A 24,778-nucleotide genomic window follows, 5' to 3' on the forward strand; every position below is an offset into this window, starting at 1 on the left:
AACCGTGCGTGCGGGGGTGTGGATCCCTTGAAGGGAAAAACTGTGGGGGACGACGGCACACGCCAAGTCGAGTCACCGCCGCTCACCCGATCCAGCGATAGCACCACACCTGTAGTGCACGCTATGGGCGTTCCCGTAGCTGCTGAGCTGCACCGTTCCTCACCGAACCGTGCTGTGCCACAGTCCTCCAAGCGACGATGCCGCCGTGGTCCGCGGTGTCGGCCTTCCTGACGGTGACGATGTCGCCGTCGCAGATGGCGGCCTCGATCATGCTGTCGCCGACGACCGACAGCCCGGTCAGGGCGAGAACGGCGCCCTCGTGCCCGGCCCGGCTGCGGGCGGCGCGCAGTGCGGCCGAGAGGGAGTCCTGGCTGGTGCGCCGGTAGCGGGCCACGGCCGCCGACTCGGCGCCGATGCCCTTGAGCACACGGAGGCCGGTGACCAGGTCGGCGGCGACGCCGGAGGCGTGCGCGGCGCGCTCCTGTTCGGTCTCGCTGCGCTGTTCCAGCGGCCCGCTGATGCGGTGGCCGAGCCAGAGCAGCGGGGGTATGCCGAGCAGGACGAGGAGGCCGAGCGGGACGGAGACGCGCAGCAGCGCCACCGCGCTGACGGCCAGTCCGGCCAGGGCGGCGATGCCGAAGGGCATCATGACGGCGACGGCCCCGACGCGTTTGGCGTCCTCGGTGGCGATGCTGGTGAGCTCGCCGGGGAGCCGGCCCGCCTCCGCGCCGCCCCGCGGTTCCAGGACCCGCGCGCCGAGTTCCAGCCGGAGGCCGTGGGCGGCCTCCTCGCCGGCCCGCTCGGCGAGCCGGGCCCCGATCCGGTAGCAGGTGGAGAGGACCAGGAACAGCACGGCGAGCAGCAGCAACCGGTTCAGCAGGGCGCCCGACGAACCGGTGGCCACGGCTTGGTCGATGACCACGCCGATGACCACGGGAACGAGTGCCTCGCAGCCCTGGTGGGCCGTTCCGAGCAGGGAAGCCCCGGCGATCAGGCGGCGCCTGCCGCCGATCGCACGCCGGAGGACATCGCCTCCGGCCGGACTCCGTTCACGCATGGGTGACCTCCGGAGGTCGTCCAATGGTTAGGTAAGGCTAGTCTAAGTGGTGAGGGTGTGGCGGATGGGGGATCCGTCGTCTACTCCCTTGCTGCGCAGTCGCGTTGACCCTGCGGGCGCAGCTCGGTTAGCCTCACCTAAGTTGCGAGGTCTTGGCGGGAACATCGCGTTTGTCGGGAAATGAGCGATGTGCGGGTTCGTGTCTTTGTTCGCACCCGCACCCGCACCCGTGCCTGTGTCTGTGCCTGTGCCTGTGCCTGTGTCCGTGTCCGTGTCCGTGTACGTGTCCGCGCCGTGTGGTGTGTGGCTGGGGGGAGTCTTCCGTTGGCGGTCGAGACGAAGGCGGCGGTCGCGGCCACCGCCGACGGTCCCGTACGGCCACCCGGGCGGCGGAGGACCGCGTCCGCCCTGCGCGGCGCCGGTCTGCCGGCCGCCCTGGCCGTCCTGGTGTTGGTCTGCCTCCTCAGCATCTGGTGGGGCACCAGGGACATCCCGTTCACCGACACCTGGCGCCTGCTCTGGGAGCCCGACGGATCACAGGCCTCCGTGATCATCCACGAGTACCGCATCCCCAGAACCCTCATCGGCGTGCTCGTCGGTGCGGCGCTGGGCCTGTCCGGCGCCCTCCAGCAGGCCCTCACCCGCAATCCGCTCGCCGATCCCGGCCTGCTCGGCGTCGGGCTCGGCGCCGCCACCGGAGTCGTCTTCGCCATCGGTTTCTTCGGGGTCGCCACCGCCCTCGGCTACGTGTGGTTCGCCTTCGCCGGCGCGGCCGCCGCCTCCGTCGTGGTCTACCTGCTCGGCTCCGCCGGGCGGAGCCTGGTCACCCCCGACCGCCTGGTCGTCGCCGGAGCGGCCGTCACCGCCGTGCTGTTCGCGTTCAACTCCGCCGTACTCCTGCTCAAGCCGCGTGCCTTCAACCAGTTCCGGTTCTGGACGGTCGGCTCCCTGGCGGGCCGTCAGATGGACGTGTTCTGGACCGTGCTGCCCTTCATCGCGGTCGGCCTGCTGCTCGCGCTCGCCCTGGCACCCTCCCTCAACGCCCTGGCCATGGGCGAGCAGATGGGCCGCGCCCTCGGCGTCAACGTGGGCCGCACCCGGGCCGCCGGCATGGTCGCCGTGATGCTGCTCTGCGGCGCGGCCACCGCCGCCGCCGGCCCCATCGCCTTCATCGGGCTCGTCGTCCCGCACATGGCCCGCTTCCTCGTCGGCCCCGACCAGCGCTGGCTGATGGCCTATTCCGCCGTACTCGCACCGATCCTGCTGATCGCCTCCGACGTCCTGGGCCGGGTGCTCGGCGCGCCCGGCGAGGTCCAGGTCGGCATCGTCACCGCGTTCGTCGGAGCGCCGCTGTTCCTCGCCCTGTGCCGCCGCCGAAAGCTGGTCATGCTGTGAACGACCCCGCCGCGACACCCGCCGTGACCCCCGCGCCGCAGCCGGGCACCGGCCCTCGTGTGGTCACCGGCACCGTCTGGGGCACCCCCGGCGGCCGTGCCTCGCTGCTCGTCCACGTCCGCACCGCCGCCGTGACCCTCACCCTGGCCGCACTCCTGCTCCTCGTCACGGTGATCACCCTCACCACCGGCGACTTCCAGCTGTCGGTGGGCGAGGTGGCGCAGGCGCTGGCCGGCACCGGATCAGGTGCCGCCGACTTCATCGTCAACACCCTGCGGATGCCCCGCCTGGTGACCGCCCTGTGCGTCGGCGCGGCCCTCGCGGTCAGCGGCGCCGTCCTGCAGAGCCTCACCCGCAACGCCCTGGGCAGCCCCGACATCATCGGCTTCACCAACGGCTCCGCCACCGGCGCCCTCGTGGTCATCGTCGTCTTCAACGGCAGCATGAACCAGATCGCGCTGGGCGCCCTGATCGGCGGCCTCGCCACCGCCCTCGTCGTCTACCTGCTGGTCTTCGGCGGCGGATCGCCCGGCTTCCGCCTCGTCGTCATGGGCATCGGGGTCAGCGCCCTGCTGCTCGCCGTCAACAGCTACCTGATCACCAAGGCCACCTGGCAGGAGGCCCTGGAGGCCCAGTCCTGGCTGCTCGGCACCCTGGGCAACCGCACCTGGGACCACGCCGCCGCGATCGGACTCGCCACCGCAGTGCTGCTGCCCGTCGCCTTCGGCCTCGGCCGGCGGCTCACCGTGATCGAGATGGGTGACGCCACGGCCACCGGGCTCGGCGTGAACGTGGCCGTCACCCGCGTCGTCCTGCTGTTCACCAGTGTGGCGCTCGCCGCCTTCGCCACCGCGGTGACCGGCCCGATCATGTTCGTCGCGCTCGCCGCCCCCCAGCTCGCCCGCACCCTGATCCGCTCCTCCGGCCCCGGACTCGTCCCCGCCGCACTGATGGGCGCCCTCCTGCTGGCCGTCAGTGACCTCGCCGTGCAACGGCTGTTCTCACCCGCCCTGCTGCCCGTGGGCGCCGGCACCGGCACCATCGGCGGCCTGTACCTCATCTGGCTGCTGGTCACCGAATCCCGAAAGAGCCGAGCATGACCGCGACACCCGCGTCCACCACCCCCTCGGCCCGGCTGCGCGCCGAAGGACTCACCCTCTCCTACGACCAGCGCACCGTGGCCACCGGCCTCGGCGTGGTCATCCCCGACCACTCCTTCACGGTCATCATCGGCCCGAACGCCTGCGGCAAGTCCACCCTGCTCAAGGCCCTGGCCCGGATGCTGAAACCGAAGGCCGGCGAGGTGTACCTGGACGGCGCGGCCATCTCCTCGTACCGCACCCGCGAGGTCGCCCGCCGGCTCGGCCTGCTTCCGCAGTCCTCCACCGCCCCCGGCGGCATCACCGTCGGCGACCTGGTGGCCCGCGGCCGCTACCCGCACCAGCGGATGCTCAGGCAGTGGTCCGCGGAGGACGAGGCCGCCGTGGCCGAGGCCATGCGGCAGACCGGCGTGCTCGACCTCGCCGGCCGGCCCGTCGACGACCTGTCCGGCGGCCAGCGCCAGCGCGTCTGGCTGTCCATGGTGCTCGCCCAGCAGACCGACATCCTGCTCCTGGACGAGCCCACCACCTACCTGGACATCGCCCACCAGGTCGAGGTCCTGAACCTCTGCGCCGACCTGCACGAACGCAAGGGTCAGACGATCGTCGCCGTCCTCCACGACCTCAACCAGGCCTGCCGCTACGCCAGTCACCTCGTGGTGCTCAAACCCGGCGGCACCGTCGCCGCCGAGGGCGACCCGTCCACCGTGATGACCGCCGAACTGGTCGAGGACGTGTTCGGCCTGCCCTGCCGGATCATCGACGACCCGGAGACCGGCACCCCGCTGATGGTGCCCACGGCCCGCACCCGGCACCACGCCGCCCCGGCCGCCCCCGCCCCGGCCTCTGCGACCCCCTGAAGCGCCGCCCCCTTCAAGCCCCGCCCCCTTCAAGCCCCGCCGCCCGAAGCGCCGCCATCCGACGGGCCTGCGCCGGGCCGCCCCCCGACGGCTCGCCCCCGCCCTCCGACGACCTGCGAGGACCGACACTCCATGCTCAGTACGAGGCTGACCAACGCCACCATCGTCACCATGGACCCGCGCCACCCCGTCGCCCGTGACCTGGGCATCTGGAACGGCCGGATCGTGGGGCTGGACGAGTCCGTCACCTCCCTCCCCGCGCGGGAGGTGATCGACCTCCAGGGCGCGACCGTCCTCCCCGGGTTCATCGACGCGCACGTCCACCTCGCCTGGACCGGCCTGAAGGCGGCCACCCCCACCGTGGCCCCGTGCACCCGCGCCGACGACGTGCTCGCCGTCGTCGCCGAGGCCGCCGCCCGCGCACCGCACGGCAGCTGGGTCGACGTCGCCGGATACGACCAGCGGGCCCTGGGCCGCCACCTCACCGCCGCCGAACTGGACAAGGTCACCGACGGCCGCAAGCTGTTCATGCTGCACGACTCCGGCCACGCCTGCGTGGTCAACAGCGCCGTCCTGGACCTGCTCCCCGCGGAGATCGCCGGACAGGGAGCCTTCCTCGCCGAGAGCGCCATGACCGCGGCCCGCCGACTGCGGCTGCCCTACGCCCAGACCGAGCTCGCCGACGCCATCGAGCGGGCCGGCCGCGCCTGCCTCGCCGAAGGCGTCACCGCCTGCGCCGAAGCCGGCATCGGAGGCGGCCTGCTCGGCCACAGCCCCGTCGAGCTCGGCGCGTACCAGCTGCTCCGCGACCAGGGCCGGCTGCCGCTGCGGGTCCAGCTCATGGCCGCCGCCGACACCCTGAACCCGGTCGCCGCCCACGCGGCCGACGGCATCCCGCGCGCCCTCGGCCTCGGCCTGCGCACCGGCTTCGGCGACGACTGGCTCTCCGTGGGCGCGCTGAAGGTCTACACCGACGGCGGCATGATGGCCCGGACCGCCGCCCTGACCCGCCCGTACGAGGGCATCGGGGCGAACGGCCACACCGGGGAGTTCCAGGACGACCCGGAACGGATCAAGGACACCGTGGTGGCCGGACACCTGGCCGGCTGGCAGCTCGCCGTACACGCCATCGGCGACCGGGCCGTCGACCTCGCCCTGGACGCCCTGGAAGCCGCCCAGCGGGCCCGGCCGAGGCCCGCCGCCCGGCACCGCATCGAGCACGCCGGACTGGTCCGCCCCGACCAGCTCGAACGCTTCGCCGCACTGGGCGTGGCCGCCGTGGTCCAGCCGAACTTCCTGCGCTACCTCGGCGACGACTACGCCACGATCATGGGGGAGGAACGCGCCCCCTGGCTGTACCGGGGCCGCGGCTTCCTCGACCACGGGGTCACCCTGGTCGGCAGCTCGGACCGGCCCGTCACCGACGGGGCACCCCTGCGCGCCGTCCAGTTCATGGTGGAGCGCGCCACGGTCTCGGGCCGGGTGGTCGGCCCCGACGAGGGCATCACCGTGGACCAGGCGCTCCGCGCGTACACCGTGGACGCCGCCCGCGCCTGCCACTGGGAGGACAGTGCGGGCAGCCTGGTCCCGGGCCACCGGGCCGACCTGGTGGTCCTCGGTGACGACCCGCGCCGGGTCGACCCCGGACGGATCGGTGCGATCGACGTGGTGCAGACATTTGTGGACGGCCGCGCTACCGTGAGGACGGCCGCATGAGCGCGCTCGCCGGACAGCACGGACAGCACGGACAGCACGACACCGATGTCGACGCCCTCGGCCCCTACACCCACCTCTGGCAGGAGTCCAGCCTGCCCGCCCGCTGGGTGCTGTGGCACACCCCCGACGACACGCTCGTCTTCGACACGGAGGTCAACTGCCCCGTGTTCATAGACGACGAGCCCACCCTCGGCCGGGTCCTGCACCGGATGCGCCGGGCGGGAGTGCCGGAGGGCCGGGAGTACCCCGGCCGGCCCTGCTCGTAGGACCCCGTGCCGGGCACGGGCCCCGGCCCGTCAGCCCGCCCCAGGAAGGAAGGTCAGCTCCTTGACCACGGTCACCACCCGGCGCCGCCCCGGCGTACTGCTGCGCTCCCCCCACGGACCGCGCCTTGTCCCGTCGCCGGTACGGCGCGGGCGCCGGGAGGACGCCACCGCCCTCCAGGGCCTGTCCCGGCCGTTCGTCCGCACGGGCGCGCTCCGCGACCGGCCGCTGTCCCTGTACGCCGCGGAGGCGTCCGACTTCCTGGTGTATCAGGCCCCGGACGGCACCCTGGGCGGGTGTCTGGGCCTGCGGCGGCACCCCGGGGAGGGCGGCCGGGGGCCCACCGGGGTGCTGTTCAACTTCTGTGTCGCGAGTCACATGCAGGGGCAGGGCGTGGGCGGCATGCTGCTGCGCGACGCGCTGTCCCGGGCCCACGCGGGCGAACTGTTCGCGCTGCTCGCTGCCACCACCGGCGGCGGGGCCCTGTTCCGGACGTACGGTTTCGCCCCCGAGGGCGCCGAGGCCCTGGCCCCGGCGGCCTGGCTGGCCTCCCTGGACCCGGGGCGCGGCGCACAGGTCCTGGCCAGGCGGCTGGCGCCGTAGCGGCTGCCGCCGGTCGCGCACGGCCGTCGGTCGCCTGCCGCCCGGCCGGGCGTGCCCGCCGTCGGCGGCCCGGGAGCGGGCCTGCCGCCCGTAGCCGCGGGGCGGGGTCCCGTCCCTGCTGCAGGGCCCGGCCGCCAGGCCCGTCAGCGGGAGGCGCCGGGGGCCGCGGCCGGGAGCGCGCCGGCGCCGGCGAGCGGCCGGTCCGGGAGGGCGGTGCCGTCGGCGAGGGTCTCGTCCGGGAGCACGGTGGTGCCGCCGGGTGCCCCGTCGAGCAGGGTCCGCAGGAGGGCGCCCGGCACCCGGCCGTCCAGGACCCGTGCCGAGCGCACCCCGGCCCGCACCGCCCGCAGACAGCCCTCCATCTTCGGGATCATGCCGCTGGTCAGCCCGGGCATCAGCCGCTCCAGCTCGGTGGCGGTGAGGCGGTCGATCACCTCGGTGTCGTACGGCCAGTTCGCGTACAGCCCGGCCACGTCGGTGAGCACCACCAGCTGCTCGGCGCCGAGGGCGGCCGCCAGGGCGGAGGCGGCGAGATCGGCGTTGATGTTGTAGACGTTCCCGTCGGCCCCGCGGGCGACGGGGGAGACCACCGGGATGCGGCCCTGCGCGAGCAGTTCGCGCAGGGTCTCCGCGTTGACCTCGGTGACGTCGCCGACCAGGCCGATGTCCACCGGTTCGCCGTCGACCCAGGCGCTCCGCCGGACCGCGGTCATGGTGTGCGCGTCCTCACCGGTCAGGCCCACGGCAAGGGGCCCGTGACGGTTGATCAGGCCGACCAGCTCCCGCTGGACCCCGCCCGCGAGGACCATCCGGACCACGTCCATGACCTCCGGTGTGGTCACCCGCAGTCCGGCCTCGAAGCGGACCTCCAGGTCGAGCCGGTCGAGCAGCGCGCTGATCTGGGGTCCGCCGCCGTGCACCACCACCGGGTGCAGTCCGGCCTCGCGGAGCGCCACCACATCACGGGCGAAACAGCGTTTCAACTCCTCGTCCACCATGGCGTTCCCGCCGAACTTGATCACGACGGTCCGGCTGCTGCGCCGCTGGTCGGCGGTCACGGGGCACTCCATTCACGGGGCGTTGATGACGGAACCTCAAACTCAGCGCCCATGGCGGTCATTGGGATTCCGGAGCGTGCACCCACCAGGATTTAGCTTAGGCTAACCTAAGTCAAGTCGGGTGGCGGCTCAGGCCCAGTCGTCCGGACCGGGATCGCCGCCCTCCGCCCAGGTCACCAGCCGGCGGACGTAGTGCGTCCAGACCTCCGCATGGGCCGAGCAGGCCTCGGGGGAGGGCAGGCCGTGGTGGGCCAGCCGGAACAGGGTGCCCTCCGCGGCCGGTTCGAAGGTGATCTCCACGGTGGTGGAACCCGGCGGCACGCCCGACCCGGCCCCGGCCCAGCCCCAGGTGAAGGCCAGCCGCCCGGGCGGGTCGATCTCGGTGAACCGTCCCTCGGCCATGTGCTCGCGGGTCACGGCGATCCGGTAGGCGCCTCCGGGTTCGAAGGCGAACTCGCCGGCCCGGCCCATCCAGGCGAGCCACTTGTCGTCCTCCGCGAAGAAGGAGAACACCGTCCGGGGGCGGGCGGCGATGCGCCGTTCCAGGGTCACCGGCTCCAGGGTCACCGGCTCCACCGCTTCAGGGGCCATCGCACCGTCCTTCCGAGCCGACCGCACCGCACCGACCGCACCGCACGACCGCACCGCGCAGACCACACCGCGCCGACCGCACCGCTGTCGCTGCCGCCGGCCGCGGCCCGCCGGCCTCATCGGGGAGCCTGCCCCGGCCGCCGGTCCCTGATGCCTCTGCCTCCCGGCCCCGATGGCAGGCTGTCCGTATGAAGATCGCCGCAGCCCAGCTCACCTGTGTGCCCGGAGACGTCCCGGCCAACGTACGCATCCTCGCGGCTCTCGCCGCACAGGCCCGCGAGCAAGACGCGGAACTGGTGGTCTTCCCCGAGTTCGCGCTCACCGGCTACGAGCTCGGGGCCCTGGCCGGCGACCCTGGCCTGTGGGTGCGCGACCCCGAGGCGGACGCCCGCCTCGACCCGGTCCGCGCGTCCGGCATCGCCACCGTGGTGAACTGCGCCGTGGCCACCGACGGCGAACGGCCCGCCATCGGCACCCTCGTGTTCGGCACCGACGGCCGACTGCTCACCACCTACCGCAAGCAGCACCTGTACGGGCAGGAGCGGGAGGTCTTCACCGCCGGCGACCGCGACGGCCGGTTCGACCTCGGCGGCCTGCGCTTCGCCCTGGCCACCTGTTACGACAACCACTTCCCGGCGCTGACCTCCCGCGGCGCCGCCGACGGCTGCAGCGTCCAGCTCGCCTCCTCCCTGTACGGCACCGGAGACGGCGTCAAGGAGCGCGCGTCCCTCTACCCGGCCATCGCCGCGGACTCCGGCATGTACGTGGCCCTGGCCAACCACGTGGGCCCGGCCGGGCCCTGGACCGGCTGCGGCCGCGCCGCCGTCTGGGCCCCGGACGGCACCCTGCTCGCCGAGGCCGACGACCGTACGGCCGGCGTGGTCACGGCCGAGGTCCCGGCCCCGGGACGGCGCTGACAGGAAACTGCCGGACCGGGTGCAGTTTCCTGAGCCGGACGTCCCTGGTGACGGCTTCGCGGCGGTGCGAGATTTCTTCCGTCGCCGCCGGGAGGGCACCCCCTTCCCGGTCAACGCCGAACCGGAGGCCCGCCGATGACCACCGCCGTCCCGCCCGGCACCGCCGCGGACCCGGACACCCGCACCCGGCTGCGGGCCCCGCTGCGCCGCCGCCGGTTCCGGCTGCTCTACGCCGGCCAGTGCCTGTCCCGCACCGGCGACTTCGTCTTCCAGGTCTCGCTGGCCGGATACGCGGTCACGGCGGGAGATCCGGCCCTGCTGGCCTACACCCTGTTCGGGCAGGCCACCGGCACCGTGCTGATGCTCCTCGTGGGCGGCGCGCTGGCCGACCGGTTCGGGGCCCGCTCGGTGATGCTCTGGGCCGACCTGGCCCGGGTGCTGGCCACCGCCGGGGTCGCCGCCCAGGTGGCGGCGGGCGGGCAGCACCTCTGGGCGATCGTCGCCTGCGGTCTGCTGCTCGGACTCGGCGACGGCGCCTTCGAGCCGGCCTTCACCCTCGCGTTCACCGAACTCCTGCCCAAGACGGAGCTGCTGGCGGCGAACGCCCTCCAGTCGGTCGCGCTGCGCACCGCGGGCATCGCGGGCGCGGCCCTCGGCGGGGTCCTGCTCGCGGCGGTCGGCGCCGCCGCCTCCCTGGCCCTGGGTACGGCCGGCTTCGGCCTCGCCCTGGCCCTCGTACTGGTCGCGGGCCGCTGGCCCACCGCGGACCGGCCCGCCTCGGGCGACGGGCTGCTGAAGGAGGCCACCGGAGGCATCCGGTACGTGTTGGCGCACCGCTGGCTGTGGGTGTCGATCGGCAGCTTCGGGGTGAGCGTGGCCCTGGTCATCGCCCCCGCGAAGGCCCTGCTGCCGCAGGTCTCCGCCGACCTGCTGGGCGGCGGCGCGAGCACGTACAGCCTGCTGGTCGGCAGCCAGGCGGCCGGCGCGCTGCTGGGCGGGCTGCTGGTGGGCCGGCTGCGGTGCGTCCCGCCCGGGGTACTGGTCTTCGGCGGGATGACGGTGGTCTGCGCGGGCTTCGCCGTGCTGGGTCTGTCGGCCTCGGCGGCCGCCTCCGTGTGCGTGGCCCTGCTGGTCGGGGCGGTGCTGTCGGCGGCGACCGTGGCCTGGGCCGCCACCCTGCAGAGCCGGGTGCCCGGCGCGCTGATCGGCCGGGTCGCCGGCGTCGACTGGCTGATCTCGCTGGGCGTTTCCCCGCTCGCCCTGGTGGCCGTACCGCACCTGCTGGCGTTCGGCGCCCCCGCCGGCCTCCTGGTCACGGCCTCCGTGATCGCCCTGGCCGTCAGCGCCGCCACGGTGCTGGTGCCGGACGTACGGCGGCTGGCCTGGCCGGGCGGCGAGACCTCGGCTTGACCTGCCAGACCCCGCCTGACCTCACCTGACCGTGCCCGGCTCCGCCGAGAGCCCCCTGCGCCCCTGGTTCCCCGCCCGGCGCACGCTTCCCACCGGCCAGCGAAGCCCCTCAAATTCCGAGATGCGGAAACACTTATCCGAAATCGACCCCCTGGGGTAGCATCGCGCCGGACCGAGCGGAGCCGTGCCAGGGGAGATCTGCATCGTGACCTTGACCAGCCTGGGCCTGAGCCAGCGTGAGGAAAGCGTCTACCGGCACTCGCTCCGCACCACGAGGGTGTGCCCCGAAACGGTCGGCCGGAGCCTGGGCATCAGCCGGGACGAAGCGGACCGGGCGATCCGCAGCCTGTGCCGGCACAAGCTCCTCCGGCCCGCCCGGGAAGGGCACGCGGTCGCGATCGACCCGGTCCTCGGCATCGAGCGCCTCATCGAGCGGAAGCTGCACGAACTCAACGACCAGCTCCGGCTGGTGGCCTCGGCCCGATCGCTGATCCCGGAACTCGTGGAAGAGGCCCGCGCCGGCGAAGGCCCGGGGGAGGCCCCCGGCGAGGGCCGGACGAGCGGGATCGAACGGCTCGACGGACTCGACGAGATCCGCGCCCGCCTCGACGAACTGGCCTTCTTCGCCCGCACCGAGATGTGCGCCCTCCAGCCCGACGGGCCGCTCACCCCCGCGTTCATCGAGGCCGCCCGGCCCCTGGACCTCCGGTGCCTCAGGCGCGGGATCACCCTGCGCACGGTGATCCTGCGCACCGCCCTGGACGACCCGCTCACCAGCGGCTACCTGCACGAGATGACCGACCTGGGAGCCGAGTTCAGGGTCGTCGACACGGTCATGGACCGGATGGTCATCTACGACCGCGCCACGGCGGTCGTCCCCCTGGACCCGTCGGACAGCGCCCGCGGCGCGCTCATCGTCCGCCAGGGCGGACTCGTCTCCAGCATGGTCACCCTCTTCGAGAAGGTGTGGACCTCCGCGGAACCGCTGCCCGGCCGGGAGGCGGAACCGCGGACCGAGGACATCACCGAGACCGACCGCCAAGTGCTCACCCTGCTGGCCCGGTTCGACAAGGACGAGATCGCCGCCCGCGAGATGGGCATCTCCATCCGCACCTTCCGCCGCCACGTCGCCGACCTGCTGCTCCGCCTCGGTGCCTCCAACCGCTTCCAGGCGGCCATGTCCGCCAAGGAACGCGGCTGGATGTAGCCGGGCGGAGGTGCCCGCGCTCTGCGACACCCCCCCCGGAGCGGCCGGCTCGTCGGCAACCACACCCCCGACACCCTCCACGACCTCGCGGTGCGCCTGGCCCGCCGGCCCGGCCTGCTGGACCGGGTGCCCGGTCAGAGCCAGGGGATCTGCTCGGCCGCGTACCGGTAGGCACGGAAGACGGCGTTCTGCGCGCCGGCGGAGGACTCCAGTCCCACCCCCTGCCCGAAGGAGCCGAACTCCGGCACCACGAACTCCCACACCACGTCCCCCTCGGGGGTCACCTCGAAGAGCCGGCCGAAGGAGCCCTCCGCGATGAAGGTGTTCCCGTTGGGCAGCCGCTGGGCGCTGGACATGTACGGGCTGTAGAAGTTCTGCGGCGGGTTGTCCTCGTACGACCAGACCTCCCGGCCCGTGTGCGGGTCCACCTCCACCGCCCGGGAGTACGGCACCGACGTGGTGTCCCGGTAGGTGCCGTTGTCGAAGACCAGGATGTTGCCGTTCTCCAGCTCGTGCGGGTAGTGGTGCTGGGAGTGCACGCCGGGGCCGAGGCTCCAGCGGACCGATCCGTCGGCGCGGTCCACGGCCACCGTCGTGGAGGCGCTGCGGAAGCCCACCACGATGCCGCCGTCGGCGAGTTCGTTGACGGTGTTCGCCATCGGCCAGTGGTTGCGGGCGAAGTGCTCGTTCAACGGCACCTCGGCCGGGTCGAGGTGCTCGACGGCGGCCCAGCGCCACACCACCTCGCCGTCCCAGGTCAGTTCGTACACCACGTCCCCGTAGATCGCCCCGCCCGGGGCCTCGGAGCCGGGGATGCCCCCCTGGATCCGGGCCGCGTCGGCCGGGTCCAGGGGCTCGACGCCCAGCACGATCAGGTTCCCGTTGCGCAGCACGGAGGCGTCGTGGTGGTGGAAGGGGTGCCGGGTCTCCCGCACCACCGTGGAGTCCGGCGCCAGCTCCTGGAAGACGCCGCCGTGGTAGACGTCCCAGATGGGGAACAGGGTCGGGCTGCTCAGGTCCTTGCCCTGGTTGAAGAGGTTCCCGTTCGGCAGCAGGCGGGCGTGCCGGCCGGGCGGCTGCGGCGGGTTCCAGGTGTGCACGGTCCGGCCCTCGATGTCGACGAGGTGGATCTCGCCGGAGCCGGCGATCGGGGTGTACAGGGTGTACCCCCCGAAGCTGCGCTCCGGGTCGTGGGCGCGCAGGCCGAGGCCGCGACGGCGCAGGGTGTTCTGGTCGATGGTCACGGGGTGTCTCCTGATCGGTGTGACGGTGGGTGGGTGACGAGTGGACGGGCGGGGAGCCGCCGGTCAGGGGGCCGCGTTCACGGCGGTCGGGTCGGCGGCCTTCAGCGGCCCGCCGTCCACGTGCTTCAGCAGGGCCGCCCGGTCGGCGGCGCCCGGCAGCTTCTGTGCGGCCTTGGCCCAGGCGGCCTCCTCGGTGAGCTGCGTGAGGAGCTGGGCGCTCAGCGTCGCGCCGTACTCGTACGCGGGCTGGAAGGTCTCGACGTGCTCGGCCTGGAGGGCGCCCTTGGCCTGGGCGAGGACGGCCCTTCGGGCACCGGCCGGGTCGGCCGCGGATTCCCGCTGGGCGCGGATCAGCGTCCGGAGCACGGCCGTGGTGGTCTTCGCGTCCGCCTTGGCGCCGGCCACCAGCAGGGTCCGGGCGGTGTAGCCGGTGAACGGGACCTCGGCGTACTTCTCGCCCAGGGCGGTGCGGGTGGGCCGGTAGAACCCGGGGAAGGTGACCCCGGCGTCGACGTCCCCACGGGCCAGGGCCGGACCGACCTGGTTCGGGGCGAGGTTGACCACGGTCACGTCCGCGGCCGTCAGCCCGGCCGAGGCCAGCATCCGGGACAGCGCGTACTCCACGTTGGTGCCCTGGGGGACCCCGACCTTGCGGCCCTTGAGCGCGGCGAAGCCGCCGATGCCCCGGTCGGTCCGGGTCAGCAGCCGCCAGTCGGAGAACCGCGACAGATCGGCGACGACCTTCACCTCGCGCCCGCCGAGGGCGGCCGTCACGGCCGGCAGGTCCCCGACCACGCCGAGCTGCGCCTGGCCGCCGAGTACGGCGTTCAGCGCGTCCCGGCCGGTGGGCAGGGTGGTCACCTTGGCGTCGATGCCCTCGGCGGACCACAGGCCGCGTTCCCGGGCGACGTAGACGGGTGCGCCGCCGAGGTGGTCGCTCGCGGCGAGGGACACGGTCCGGCTGCCGCCGTCGCCCCGGCCGGCGGGGGCGGCCCCGGAGCAGCCGGTGGCCAGGGCGGTGAGCAGGGCGGCCGCGAGGGCCGCGGCGGCCGCCGCGCGGCGGCCGAGGGCGAGTCCGGGCATGGGGGATCAGGTCCTGTCGGTGTGGTGGGTGCCGAGGGGAAGGGGCAGGGAGAAGGCGTCGGGGATCGGGCGTCGGGGACCAGGCGTCGGGGATCGGGCGTCGAGGATCAGGCGGGGCAGCCGAGCCGGCGGGCGATCAGGGCCCGCAGCTCCGGGTCGGGCGGCCCGGACGGCACGGGGTGGTCGGCCAGCACCCGGCCGGGCGAGCCGCCGAGGACGACGACCCGCTCGGCGAGGGCGAGCGCCTCGTCGATGTCGTGGGTGACGAACAGCACGGTCAGGCCGGTGCGTTGCCACACCTCCCGGAGCAACTGCTGCATACGGGACCGGGTCAGGGCGTCGAGCGCGCCGAACGGCTCGTCCATCAGCAGGATTTCGGGCTCGGCCGCCAGAGCCCGGGCCAGTGCCACGCGCTGCTGCATACCGCCGGACAGCTGGGCCGGGTACTTCTCGGTGCCGTCCGCGAGGCCGACCTCGGCGAGGGCGGCGAGCGCCCGCCGCCGGCGTTCGGCGCGCGGCAGCCCGAGCCGCTTGAGGGCGAACTCCACGTTGCCGCGGGCCGTGCGCCACGGGAAGAGCGCGTAGTGCTGGAAGACCACACCGCGCTCCGGGCCGGGGCCATCCACGGGGGCGGAGCCGGCCGTGACCAGCCCGGTGGTGGGCCGGACGAACCCGGCCACCGTGTTCAGCACCGTGGACTTGCCGCAGCCGCTGGGCCCGAGCAGTGCGGTGAAGGACCCGGGGGCGAATTCCAGGTCGGTCCGCTCCAGCACCGGCGCCGCGCCGGCCCCGTACCCGACGGACAGCCCATCCAGCCGTACGCCGAGGCTCATGGCGCGCTCCAGTGCACGAACCGGCGGCCGGCCGCGGCCAGCGCGAGGTCCACGACCACCCCGAGCAGACCCAGCACGATGAGCCCGGCGAACATCCGGTCCACCCGCAGGAACTGCCCGTCCACCTGGAGCCGGTACGCCAGGCCGCTGTCCGCGCCGCCGAGTTCCGCGGCGACCAGCGCCAGCAGGGCCACCGAGGCGCCGTAGCGCAGGGCGGCGAGCAGGGCCGGCGCGGCCGCCGGCAGCAGCACCTCGGTGAACCTCCGGTGCAGTGGCGCCCCCAGCGAACGGGCCGCCCGCAGGTGGCTCTCCGGCACCCGTGACACCCCGTCGTGCACGTACAGCCATACGGCGAGCAGGACGGCGTACGCGATCAGCAGCCGCTTCGCGGTCTCCCCGATGCCGAACCACGCGGTGGCCAGCGGCACCAGGGCGATGGCCGGGATCGGCCGCAGGAAGGAGACCACCGGGTTCACGGCGGCGGCCAGCCGTGGCAGGCAGCCGGTGGCGAAGCCCAGCGCACCGCCGATGACCGCGCCCAGCGCGAAACCCTGTCCGGCGCGGACCAGACTGGCGCCGAGGTCGGCGGCCAGGGTTCCGCTGCGTGCGCCGTCCGCCAGCGCGGCGGCGGTCTCGGCGGGGGAGGGCAGCAGGCCCGGAGCCACCGCGCCCGACCAGGCGGCCAGCGACCACAGCGCGAGCACGGCGGCGGCCGTGCCCAGGGCCGGGCCGGACCGCCCGGGGGCCCGGCCCCGGGCCGGCGGTGAGGGGGTGGCGTGCACGCGGGGACTCCTCGCTCATGGGCTGCGTTGATAAGCAGGATCAATAATTGACCAGGCTTATGAACCGCGTGTTGCAGCAGTGCGAAACGTTCCGGGGCTCCGGGCGGGTGATCGCGGATGGGGTACGTTCACCAGCGTGTCCCGCCCCGAACCCACCCCCGAAGCCATAGCGGTCGGGCAGGTGATCCGCGCGTGCCGCAAGCGGCGCGGCGTCTCCATGGCCGCCCTCGCCACCCGGTCCGGACTCTCCCAGCCGTTCCTCAGCCAGCTGGAACGCGGCCTCACCACCCCCAGCCTCAGCTCCATCTACCGGATCGCGGAGGCCCTCGACGTCCCGCCCGGCACCTTCCTGCGTCCTCCGGGCCGGCCCGGCACCGTCAGCCACGAGACCGACCCGCAGGTGATCCGGGTCAGCGAGACCGCCGGCCAGGTCGCCCGGGTCCTGATCCCCGGCGGCAGCAGCGCCCTGATGGAGGCCTACGAGCACCACTTCGAGCCCGGCCGCGGCGAGCGGGGCTGGTTCGAGCACCCCGGCGAGGACTTCCTCTACGTACTGGAGGGTGAGGTCGTGCTGGAGGTCGAGGGCGAGGAGCCGCTGACCCTGAGGGCCGGGCAGAGCGCCCACCACCGCGGCGAGGTCCCGCACCGGTGCCGCCTCGCGGGACCGGTGCCCGCGCGCACGCTGCTGGTGGTCGCGGGGGGCCGGTAGCGGGCCGGCCGGGGCCACGCCCGGTGCGGCGGCACGGGTCGGGGAAACACGAACGCCCCGGCCCCCGCAAGGGGAACCGGGACGTTCGCCGTTCTGCCCGCGCCTGCCCGACTGCTGCTGTGTTCCTGTGTTCCTGTGCTCCTGTGTTCCCGGGCTCATGCGTTCCCGGGGCCGGTCAGGACTCCTGGGCGGCGTCCTTCTCCTGCTGCTTCGCCTTGATCCGAGCGGCTTCCTTGCGGACCTCGGCCTGGGTGGCGCGCTCCTTCTGCAGCCACTCCGGCATCTCCTGCTTCAGCGCCTCGATCTGCTCGGTGGTGAGGGCCTCGGTGACCCCGCCGCGCGCGAGTCCGGCGATGGACACGCCCAGCTTCGCCGCGACCACCGGGCGGGGGTGCGGACCGTTGCGGCGCAGCTCGACCAGCCACGCGGGCGGCTCGCTCTGCAGCGCGTTCAGCTCGGCGCGCGAAACCACGCCCTCCTGGAAGTCGGCGGGGGTGGCAGGAAGGTACACACCCAGCTTCTTGGCCGCGGTCGCGGGCTTCATCGTCTGGGTGTTCTGGTGCGACGTCATGCCGTCAAGGGTATCGAGCGTGTGCACGGCCTCCGACCACGCCGGGTAACCTGGCCAGGTGACAGGCTCGGACACCTCCCCCTCGGCTCCCTCGGCCACCGCGGCACCCGCGGCAGCCGGGTCTTCCGCCCCCGGCTTCCGGCTGGCGTACGTCCCGGGCGTCACCCCGGGGAAGTGGGTCCGGATCTGGCACGAGCGGCTGCCGGAGATCCCCCTCACCCTGGTCCAGGTATCCGCCGCCGAAGCCCCCGGCGTCATGGCCGGCGGGGATGCGGACGCCGGCATCGTCCGGCTGCCGGTCGACCGGGACGTCTTCAGCGCCATCCCCCTCTACACCGAGACCACCGTCGTCGTGATCCCCAAGGACCACCTGGTGGCGGCCGCCGAAGAGGTGTCCACCGGCGACCTCGCCGACGAGATCGTGCTGCACCCGATGGACGACACCCTGGTCTGGGAGTCCCTTCCCGGCCGCCCGGCGATCGAGCGGCCCGCCACCACGGCGGACGCCATCGAGCTGGTCGCCGCCGGAATCGGCGTCCTCGTCGTCCCGCAGTCCCTGGCCCGCCTGCACCACCGCAAGGACCTCACCTACCGGCCGGTGACGGACGCCCCCGAGTCACGGGTCGCGCTCTCCTGGCCGGAGGCCCGGACCACCGACCTGGTCGAGCACTTCATCGGCATCGTCCGCGGCCGCACCGTCAACAGCACCCGCGGCCCGCAGACCCCGGCCGCCCAGCCGCAGTCCCGTCCCGCACCGGCGAAGAAGACCGGCAAGACCCCCGCGAAGGGCGCCGCCAGATCCGGCGGCACGGCGAAGGGGAACACGGGCAAGACGGCGGGCAGGAACCCGCGCTCCGGCGGGGCCGCCCCGAAGGCTGCCAAGGGCCGCAAGCCCCGCCGCCGCCCGTAGTCCCGGGTCCCCTCCGGCCCTCCCTTCCTCCTGCCCCTCCTCCGGCCCCTACTCCGGCCCTTCCTCCGGCCCGGCCGGTCCCGCCGGATTTCCTCCGGTGGACCGTCACCCGCGCCCCGGTCCCGTCGTTCATCCCCGGGGCGATCCGGCTTTCCGGGTCCGGTGCGCCGCCAGGTCGTCTCTTTCGGATCTTGCCGGTAAGCAAGATCCGAAAGAGACGGCCTAGGCTGGGGGCGCATCGATGGCGGCGAAGGGGAGAGCCGGAGCGATGGACGACCGGGCGCGCCGAGCGGCGCGGCGGGTGGCGGTGCTGGTCGGCGCGGTGGTGCTGTTCGCCGCCGGATGCAGCGGTGGCGGCGATGGCGGCGGAGACTCCGACGGGGACCGGGGCGCCAAGGAGAAGACCCGCCCCGGCGTCGTCCGGCTGCCCGAGCCGCACATGGCCTTCGACTACCAGATCGGCGGGGCGTACCGGCCCCCGGCCGCTGTACGGGCGGTCTCCCGCGACCGCGGGGACCAACCCGCCCCCGGCCTCTACAACGTCTGCTACGTCAACGCCTTCCAGGCCCAGCCCGACGCGACCGAGTGGTGGCAGAAGAACCACCCCGACCTGCTGCTCCGCGAGGGCGCCCGGGCGGACAGCCCGCCCGTGATGGACAAGGACTGGGACGAGGCCCTCCTCGACGTGTCCACACCCGCCAAGCGGGAACGGCTCGCCCGCATCGTGGGCGAGTGGATCGACGGCTGCGCCGCGGACGGCTTCCAGGCCGTCGAGGCCGACAACCTCGACTCCCACGAGCGGTCCGGCGGGCGTCTCACCGCCGAGCACGACCTGGCCTTCGCCGAGCTGCTCATCGACCGCGCCCACGCCGCGGGACTGGCCATCGGCCAGAAGAACGCCGCCGAGCTCACCGTCCGCGGCCGGAGCCTCGGCTTCGACTTCGCCGTCGCCGAGGAGTGCGGCCAGTACGACGAATGCGAGGCCTACGCCCGGCCCTACGACAACCGGGTCTTCGACGTCGAGTACGAGGCGGCCGGGCTCGCCGCCGCGTGCAAGGCCTACGGCGCCACCCTCTCGATCGTGCTGCGCGACACGGACGTCCGGCCCGCCGGGAAGGACGGCCACCGCCGCCGTACCTGCTGACTCCCCGAAGTGCGGGCAACGCGGAGAGTGCCGAGACTTGTGGCATGACCAAGATGATGGCAGCGCTGGAGGGCGGGCCCGACGACCTGCCGGACCGGACCGTCGAGATCACCACTCCGGGCGAGGACATCAAGATCCAGCACCAGGGCGGATACGAGCACTTCCGGCCGACGCCCCGGCGGCAGGACACCGCCGGGGGGTCGCTCCCGGTCTACGAGTGGTGGGAACGCACCAAGATCGCCGAGTGACGGCAGGACGGCCGGTCCGCATCACCGGGTGACGGCCGGACGGGACGGCGCGCACCGCCCCGCCCGGCCGCCGGCTCACACGGCCGCGGCCTCCGCCCGCGCCGCCGGACGCGGCGGTGCCAGCCGCCCCGCCCGGTGCAGCCCGTACACGGCCGCGGCGCACACCAGGCCGAGCGCGGACAGCGCGATCCACGGCAGGGCGGGCAGCCCCGCGTCACGGGCCGCGTCGAGCGCCACCCCGGTCAGCAGGTTGCCGAGGGTGATCCCGATCCCGCAGACCGTGTTGTACAGCCCGTAGTGCGTGGCCACGAGCCGGTCCTCGGCGAGCCGCACGATGGTGTCCATCTCGAACGGGTAGGCGATCATCGTGCCCAGTGCCAGCAGCAGTGCGGACAGCGCCGGCGCGCCCCCCGCCACCAGCCACCGCCCCGGTCCGCCCTCCGGCACCGGCAGCACCGCCGGCACCAGCAGCGGCACGAAGCCCGCGCCCATCACGAGCAGCCCCCAGGTGAGCGCCCGGCCGGGTTCGACACGGGCCTTGCACCACGCGGTGATCCGCGTCTGGAGGAGGATCGTGCCCAGGCCGGACACGGCGAACAGCACCGCCACCGCCGCCGTGCCGAACCGGCCCTCCCCGCCCAGCCGCCGTACCTCAAGCGGCAGCGCCAGGTAGACCTGGAACGACATCACGTACGAGCCGGTCATCGCCACGGAGAACAGCAGGAACGACCGGTTGGCCAGCATGCCCCGCCACTGCCCGAGCACCCCCCTCGCCGGACCGTCCGCCTCCGCCTTCGGGTCGGTGCCCCGCCGGGCCGGCAGGGCACGGATCTGGACCGCGCTCAGCACGGCGAAGGTGCCGGCCGCCACCAGGCAGGTGACACGGAAGTCGACCCCCGTCAGCACCATGCCGACCAGCGGACCGAGCAGGATCCCGGCCTGGTAGAAGACGTTGAACAGGGCGAACGCCTCCACCCGCCGCTCGCCCGCGTCCGTGGCCAGGTACGCGCGGGTGGCCGGGTTGAACAGTGCCCCCGCCAGCCCGGTGGCCGCGGAGGCGGCCAGCAGCGCGGGCACCGAGTCGACCAGCCCGAGCGTCGCGAAGCCGATGACGCGCAGCACCAGCCCCGCGATGATCATCGGCTTGTAGCCGAGGCGGTCGGCGAGCGTGCCGCCGATCAGGAACATGCCCTGCTGGCTGAAGTTGCGCACGCCGAGGATCAGTCCGACCAGCCAGCCCGCCAGCCCCAGCGGACCTGCCAGATGGGCCGCCAGGTAGGGCATCAGCATGTAGAAGCCCAGGTTGATGGTGAACTGGTTCAGCATCAGCAGCTGGACGCTGCGCTCGTACGTGCGGACCTGCGCGAAGGTGCTCCTCACCGGTCGGCGCCCTTCGTCTCACGGGTGTCACGGGTGTCGGTGGTGTCACGGGTGCCGTGGGCGTCGTCCGCGCTCTGCCCGCCGTCCCCGCCGTCCCCGCCATCCCCGCCGTCCCCGTCGGCCGCGTCGGCCAGGGTGAGCGGGTCGGCCACCGCGGTGCACCGGGTCCAGCGGCCGACCTCCTTCTCGTTCAGGCTGCCGATCACCTCGGGCTCCGCCGCGGGCGGCGCGTCCAGCAGCCCGTGCGCCGCGCAGTAGTCGTCGTCGTAGACCGTGCCGAGGTAGCGCTGCGGCCCGTCCGGGAAGACCGCCGCGATCCGCGTGTCCGCGGGCAGCGCACGGGCCAGCCAGCCCGCCACCAGCGCGACGGCGCCGACGCTCCAGCCGCCGGTCGCGTAGTGCGAGGAGGCCAGTCGGCGGCAGGTCCACACCGCTTCCGCCGGGGACACCCAGTGCACCTCGGAGAACTGGTCGTACGCCACGTTGCGGGGGTAGATGCTCGACCCGAGCCCACGCATCAGCCGGGGCCGGGCGGGCTGCCCGAAGATGGTGGAGCCGATGGTGTCCACACCCACGAGCCGGAGCCCGGGGTAGAGCTGCCGGAGCACCCGGGACACCCCCGCGGAGTGGCCGCCGGTGCCCACGCTGCACACCAGTACGTCGATGTGCCCGAGTTCGGCGGCCAGTTCGAGGGCGAGCGGGGTGTAGGCGGTCGTGTTGTCGGGGTTGTTGTACTGGTCCGGGCACCAGGAGCCGGGGTGCCGCGCCATCAGCTGCTGTACCCGGTCGCGGCGGGCCTGCTGCCAGCCGCCCGTCGGGTGGGGCTCCGACACCACGTTGACCTGCGCGCCGTAGGCGGTCAGCAGCCGGGTCATGGAGCTCTCCAGGCCCGGATCGGTGACCAGGGTGACCGGGTGGCCGTACACCATCCCGGCCAGGGCCAGCCCCAGCCCCAGGGTGCCGCTGGTGGACTCGATGATCCGCGCTCCGGGCCGGAGGTCGCCCCGGGCACGGGCCCGCTCCGCCATGTGCAGCCCGGGACGGTCCTTGATGCCGCCGGGGTTGAACCCCTCCAGCTTGGCCCAGAACCCGCGTCCGGCCGGAGCGAGGGGCTCGGAGATCCGCAGCAGCGGGGTGTTGCCGACCAGCCCTGACAGGGCGGATCGTGCGGATCCTGCGGATCCTGCGGAAGGGGTCGCGTCGGTGGTCGAGGAATGCATTGTTCCGCTCTCTATCGGTGAAGCGCTTCCGGAATTCGCTCGGATCGCATGCTTCTGCGCGCGCGGGCGGTCTATGACGCCCAGGACGGCGGGACGAGCATGCGGCGGCCGCTTCGTGGGCCGCTCGGCGAGCGGTCTAGATGCGCCACCGGCAGACGGCGGTGAGGGTGGACCGGCCCGTCGGGGAGGGGCGGGCCCTGGTCGCGTCGGGGGCGCCGGCCCCCGGCGTACGTGCGGTGGGACGGGCGGCCGTGTCGTACTCGGGCACCTCCGGGGCCGCCGGGACGGGCCGGTGGACGCTCTGCGCCTGCGGGACCAGGCCGGGGGTGGCGCAGGCGGCGCCCCCGTGGTCGTGCGCGTGGTCGTGCGGGGAGTGGTGGTGGCGGTCCGGCGGGGGCGGTACGTGCGGCCGTACGGGTCCGGCCACGGGGGCCGCCGCCACCACCGCCGCGGGTGCGGCAGTGGCGGCGGCGGGCGAGTCCGGTGCCGGGTCGAGGGGGGCGAGGCAGTGGAACGCGGTGAGCAGCAGCGTGCTCAGCAGCCCGGCGAGCAGCGCGCCGGACCTGCGGACCTGGGAAAGGGGCCGACGGGAAGGGAGCCGACGGGAAAGGAGCCGACGGGAAAGGAGCCGACGGGAAAGGAGCCCATGGGCAAGGGGCCGACGGGAAAGGGGTACGCGGGAACGGTGCGGCACAGTTCCTCCGTGCAGCGGTGAGCGGGATGGTCCGGCGGCAGCGGACCGCCGCTATACCCGCAGGACCCCCGTCGTTCTGGCCCCGCGCAGCGAGGTGCCGGAGCCGTCGCGGACGAGGTGACACTGCACCGCACCCGTCCGGGCCGCGGGTGTCGCGTCCGCCGCGGCCGGCGACAGCGGCGCGTGCGCCGGTTCCGCCGGCACCGCCTGGGGCGCCGCCGCAGGCGAACAGTCGTGGGCGGGCGACGCGGGCTCGTGCCCATCACCCTGCCCGTGCCCGTGCCCGTGCCCCTGGAGGGCACCCGCGTCCACGGCGATCGGGGCGGAGGCCGCGCTCCGGTGGCCGGGCGTGCTGCCCGAACCCGGGGCATCGATGCACAGGAAGCCCACGGCCACCAGACACAGCCCGAGCAGGCGCACCCCGAACAGCCGCAACAGGACCGCCCGGGAGCGGCCCGGGACGGCAGGACGGCGCGACCGGGCTGTGATCACACCGTGATCATAACCACCTCGGCTCCGCGCGAGGTGCACGGATCCGGTCAGTCGGGGAAGGAATCGCGTCGGTGTGCCCGGACGGCCCGTCCGGGTCAGCGCGAACGGGTCGCGGCGCCGTCCGTCGTGTCCGGCCCGTCCGGGTGAAGGGTGACCGTACCGTCCGGCTGCGGCCGCAATCGGGCCCCGAACTCGCGGCTGACCCGGTCCAGGGTGCCGCCCAGCCACCGGCAGTCCTCCGCCGAGGCGCGCCGCAGCCGCATGCGCCGGGCCTGCAACGGCACGATCCGCAGCTCGCGCAGCCGTCCCGTGGCGGCCTCCAGGGAGACCAGGTACAGCGGCCGGAGGTCGTCGCGGTACAGCTCGTAGCCGGTGATGCCCTCGTAGTCGTTGATCAGGTCCCCGCAGCCGTAGGCGATGAGACGTCCCCGGTACACCTCGACCGGCCGCGGGTGGTGCGAGGAGTGTCCGTGGACCACGTCCGCTCCGGCGTCGACGAGCGCGTGCGCGAACCGGATCTGGTCCCGGGGCACCCGGTATCCCCAATTGGAGCCCCAGTGCACCGAGATGACGCACACGTCGCCCGGCCGCTTCGCCTCCCGGATACGGGCGGCCAGCGCGGCCGCCGCGGAACCGGACGCCTCGGCGGCGAAGGCGACCCCGCTCCGGTCGGCCGTCGCCGCCCAGCCCGGCGGCACCCCGCTGGACGCCATGCCGAGCGAGAGCACCAGGACCCGCCGCCCGGAGCCCACGGGCACCGCCGCCGGCCGGGCGGCCTGCTCGGCGTCCCGGCCCGCCCCCGCCGTCCGCAGCCCCGCCACGGCCATCACGTCCAGGGTCTCCTCCAGCCCGCGCCGCCCGTAGTCCAGCACGTGGTTGTTCGCGAGCACGCACACGTCGGGGCGGGCCGCCGCCAGACACGGCAGGTTGGCGGGGTGCATGCGGTAGTGCACCCCCTTGCCGGGCATCGCGTCGTCACTTCGCGTGACACTGGTCTCCAGGTTCAGCACCAGGGCGTCGGGCACCGTCCGGGCGAGCACGCGCAGCACGACTCCCCACGGCCAGGAGAAGTCCACCGGCCGCGGGATCGGCCCGTTCACCGCCTCGGCCAGCTCCACATACGTCCGGGCATCACGCACGTACGCCTCCGCCAGCTCCGGATCACCGGGATGCGGAAGGATCTGGTCCACGCCGCGCCCGAGCATCACGTCCCCGGTCAGGCACAGCGTGACGGCACCACCCTGCACAATCCCAGCCTAGGCCGCTCCGGCGGGGCCGGGATCGCCGCCG

At 74.0% G+C, this 24,778-nt stretch carries 26 protein-coding genes; 13 read left to right on the forward strand and 13 right to left on the reverse strand.

Annotation, left to right across the window (positions count from 1 at the left end; all coding sequences use genetic code 11):
- Window positions 1–121: 121 nt before the first annotated feature.
- The gene (locus AC067U_RS18300; RefSeq protein WP_478830743.1) at window positions 122–1,057 is read right to left on the reverse strand and encodes an ABC transporter transmembrane domain-containing protein; all 936 of its coding nucleotides are present in this window, start codon (window positions 1,055–1,057) and stop codon (window positions 122–124) included.
- 324 nt (window positions 1,058–1,381) lie between these two features.
- Between AC067U_RS18300 and AC067U_RS18305 the strand changes: the two genes are divergently transcribed.
- The 6 genes from AC067U_RS18305 to AC067U_RS18330 all read left to right on the forward strand — a co-directional run bounded on the left by AC067U_RS18305 (window position 1,382) and on the right by AC067U_RS18330 (window position 6,995).
- A complete protein-coding gene (locus AC067U_RS18305; RefSeq protein ID WP_478830744.1) occupies window positions 1,382–2,452 on the forward strand; it encodes a FecCD family ABC transporter permease in 1,071 nt (356 codons plus the stop codon).
- Window positions 2,449–3,552 carry a FecCD family ABC transporter permease gene (locus AC067U_RS18310; RefSeq protein ID WP_478830745.1) on the forward strand — a complete coding sequence of 368 codons (1,104 nt, stop codon included), beginning with the start codon at window positions 2,449–2,451 and terminating at the stop codon, window positions 3,550–3,552. The genes AC067U_RS18305 and AC067U_RS18310 overlap by 4 nt, the downstream gene beginning before the upstream one ends.
- On the forward strand, window positions 3,549–4,412 hold the full coding sequence (locus AC067U_RS18315; protein WP_478830746.1) for an ABC transporter ATP-binding protein: 864 nt from the start codon (window positions 3,549–3,551) through the stop codon (window positions 4,410–4,412). Before AC067U_RS18310 ends, AC067U_RS18315 begins: the two co-directional genes overlap by 4 nt.
- A gap of 132 nt (window positions 4,413–4,544) precedes the next feature.
- Entirely contained in the window at window positions 4,545–6,128 is a 1,584-nt protein-coding gene (locus AC067U_RS18320) for an amidohydrolase (protein ID WP_478830747.1), read from the forward strand.
- On the forward strand, window positions 6,125–6,394 hold the full coding sequence (locus tag AC067U_RS18325) for a hypothetical protein (RefSeq protein ID WP_478830748.1): 270 nt from the start codon (window positions 6,125–6,127) through the stop codon (window positions 6,392–6,394). The genes AC067U_RS18320 and AC067U_RS18325 overlap by 4 nt, the downstream gene beginning before the upstream one ends.
- A gap of 61 nt (window positions 6,395–6,455) precedes the next feature.
- Window positions 6,456–6,995 (forward strand): GNAT family N-acetyltransferase, encoded by a 540-nt coding sequence (locus tag AC067U_RS18330; protein WP_478830749.1) that lies wholly within the window; start codon window positions 6,456–6,458, stop codon window positions 6,993–6,995.
- A 143-nt stretch (window positions 6,996–7,138) separates the two neighbouring features.
- Here AC067U_RS18330 and argB read toward each other — a convergent pair whose 3' ends face one another.
- Complete coding sequence (argB, locus tag AC067U_RS18335; protein WP_478830750.1) at window positions 7,139–8,065, reverse strand: acetylglutamate kinase; 927 nt, start codon at window positions 8,063–8,065, stop codon at window positions 7,139–7,141.
- A 117-nt stretch (window positions 8,066–8,182) separates the two neighbouring features.
- Complete coding sequence (locus tag AC067U_RS18340; protein ID WP_478830751.1) at window positions 8,183–8,644, reverse strand: SRPBCC family protein; 462 nt, start codon at window positions 8,642–8,644, stop codon at window positions 8,183–8,185.
- 188 nt (window positions 8,645–8,832) lie between these two features.
- On the opposite strand from AC067U_RS18340, the gene AC067U_RS18345 reads away from it, so the two are divergent.
- From AC067U_RS18345 to AC067U_RS18355, 3 genes are all read left to right on the forward strand, one after another.
- A complete protein-coding gene (locus AC067U_RS18345) occupies window positions 8,833–9,561 on the forward strand; it encodes a carbon-nitrogen hydrolase family protein (RefSeq protein ID WP_478830752.1) in 729 nt (242 codons plus the stop codon).
- A 135-nt stretch (window positions 9,562–9,696) separates the two neighbouring features.
- The gene (locus AC067U_RS18350; protein WP_478830753.1) at window positions 9,697–10,971 is read left to right on the forward strand and encodes an MFS transporter; all 1,275 of its coding nucleotides are present in this window, start codon (window positions 9,697–9,699) and stop codon (window positions 10,969–10,971) included.
- Window positions 10,972–11,176: 205 nt separating this feature from the next.
- A complete protein-coding gene (locus AC067U_RS18355) occupies window positions 11,177–12,178 on the forward strand; it encodes a helix-turn-helix transcriptional regulator (protein ID WP_478830754.1) in 1,002 nt (333 codons plus the stop codon).
- 134 nt (window positions 12,179–12,312) lie between these two features.
- Here the strand turns inward: AC067U_RS18355 and AC067U_RS18360 are convergent, their stop codons facing one another.
- The 4 genes from AC067U_RS18360 to AC067U_RS18375 form a co-directional block, all read right to left on the reverse strand.
- Window positions 12,313–13,422: an aryl-sulfate sulfotransferase gene (locus tag AC067U_RS18360; RefSeq protein ID WP_478830755.1), complete on the reverse strand. Its 1,110-nt coding sequence runs from the start codon at window positions 13,420–13,422 to the stop codon at window positions 12,313–12,315.
- Between the two features lie 63 nt (window positions 13,423–13,485).
- The gene (locus AC067U_RS18365) at window positions 13,486–14,505 is read right to left on the reverse strand and encodes an ABC transporter substrate-binding protein (protein WP_478830756.1); all 1,020 of its coding nucleotides are present in this window, start codon (window positions 14,503–14,505) and stop codon (window positions 13,486–13,488) included.
- A 107-nt stretch (window positions 14,506–14,612) separates the two neighbouring features.
- A complete protein-coding gene (locus tag AC067U_RS18370) occupies window positions 14,613–15,338 on the reverse strand; it encodes an ABC transporter ATP-binding protein (protein WP_478830757.1) in 726 nt (241 codons plus the stop codon).
- Window positions 15,335–16,120, reverse strand: a complete 786-nt coding sequence (locus AC067U_RS18375; protein ID WP_478830758.1) for an ABC transporter permease — start codon at window positions 16,118–16,120, stop codon at window positions 15,335–15,337. The genes AC067U_RS18370 and AC067U_RS18375 overlap by 4 nt, the downstream gene beginning before the upstream one ends.
- Before the next feature lie 136 nt (window positions 16,121–16,256).
- Between AC067U_RS18375 and AC067U_RS18380 the strand changes: the two genes are divergently transcribed.
- A complete protein-coding gene (locus tag AC067U_RS18380) occupies window positions 16,257–16,829 on the forward strand; it encodes a helix-turn-helix domain-containing protein (RefSeq protein ID WP_478830759.1) in 573 nt (190 codons plus the stop codon).
- A gap of 175 nt (window positions 16,830–17,004) precedes the next feature.
- On the opposite strand, the gene AC067U_RS18385 is transcribed toward AC067U_RS18380, so the two are convergent.
- Window positions 17,005–17,400, reverse strand: a complete 396-nt coding sequence (locus tag AC067U_RS18385; RefSeq protein WP_478830760.1) for a DUF5997 family protein — start codon at window positions 17,398–17,400, stop codon at window positions 17,005–17,007.
- Between the two features lie 58 nt (window positions 17,401–17,458).
- Between AC067U_RS18385 and AC067U_RS18390 the strand changes: the two genes are divergently transcribed.
- From AC067U_RS18390 to AC067U_RS18400, 3 genes are all read left to right on the forward strand, one after another.
- Entirely contained in the window at window positions 17,459–18,310 is an 852-nt protein-coding gene (locus tag AC067U_RS18390) for a LysR family substrate-binding domain-containing protein (RefSeq protein WP_478830761.1), read from the forward strand.
- Between the two features lie 268 nt (window positions 18,311–18,578).
- Entirely contained in the window at window positions 18,579–19,454 is an 876-nt protein-coding gene (locus AC067U_RS18395) for an endo alpha-1,4 polygalactosaminidase (RefSeq protein WP_478830762.1), read from the forward strand.
- Window positions 19,455–19,498: 44 nt separating this feature from the next.
- Entirely contained in the window at window positions 19,499–19,702 is a 204-nt protein-coding gene (locus AC067U_RS18400; protein ID WP_478830763.1) for a DUF5988 family protein, read from the forward strand.
- Between the two features lie 75 nt (window positions 19,703–19,777).
- Here AC067U_RS18400 and AC067U_RS18405 read toward each other — a convergent pair whose 3' ends face one another.
- From AC067U_RS18405 to AC067U_RS18425, 5 genes are all read right to left on the reverse strand, one after another.
- Entirely contained in the window at window positions 19,778–21,082 is a 1,305-nt protein-coding gene (locus tag AC067U_RS18405; protein WP_478830764.1) for an MDR family MFS transporter, read from the reverse strand.
- Complete coding sequence (locus AC067U_RS18410) at window positions 21,079–22,302, reverse strand: PLP-dependent cysteine synthase family protein (RefSeq protein WP_478830765.1); 1,224 nt, start codon at window positions 22,300–22,302, stop codon at window positions 21,079–21,081. The genes AC067U_RS18405 and AC067U_RS18410 overlap by 4 nt, the downstream gene beginning before the upstream one ends.
- A 136-nt stretch (window positions 22,303–22,438) precedes the next feature.
- Window positions 22,439–22,996: a hypothetical protein gene (locus AC067U_RS18415; RefSeq protein ID WP_478830766.1), complete on the reverse strand. Its 558-nt coding sequence runs from the start codon at window positions 22,994–22,996 to the stop codon at window positions 22,439–22,441.
- A gap of 51 nt (window positions 22,997–23,047) precedes the next feature.
- Window positions 23,048–23,488 carry a hypothetical protein gene (locus AC067U_RS18420; RefSeq protein WP_478830767.1) on the reverse strand — a complete coding sequence of 147 codons (441 nt, stop codon included), beginning with the start codon at window positions 23,486–23,488 and terminating at the stop codon, window positions 23,048–23,050.
- Between the two features lie 95 nt (window positions 23,489–23,583).
- Entirely contained in the window at window positions 23,584–24,735 is a 1,152-nt protein-coding gene (locus AC067U_RS18425) for a CapA family protein (protein ID WP_478830768.1), read from the reverse strand.
- Window positions 24,736–24,778: the final 43 nt, after the last annotated feature.

It is taken from the genome of Streptomyces sp. NPDC043853 (genome assembly GCF_056436025.1).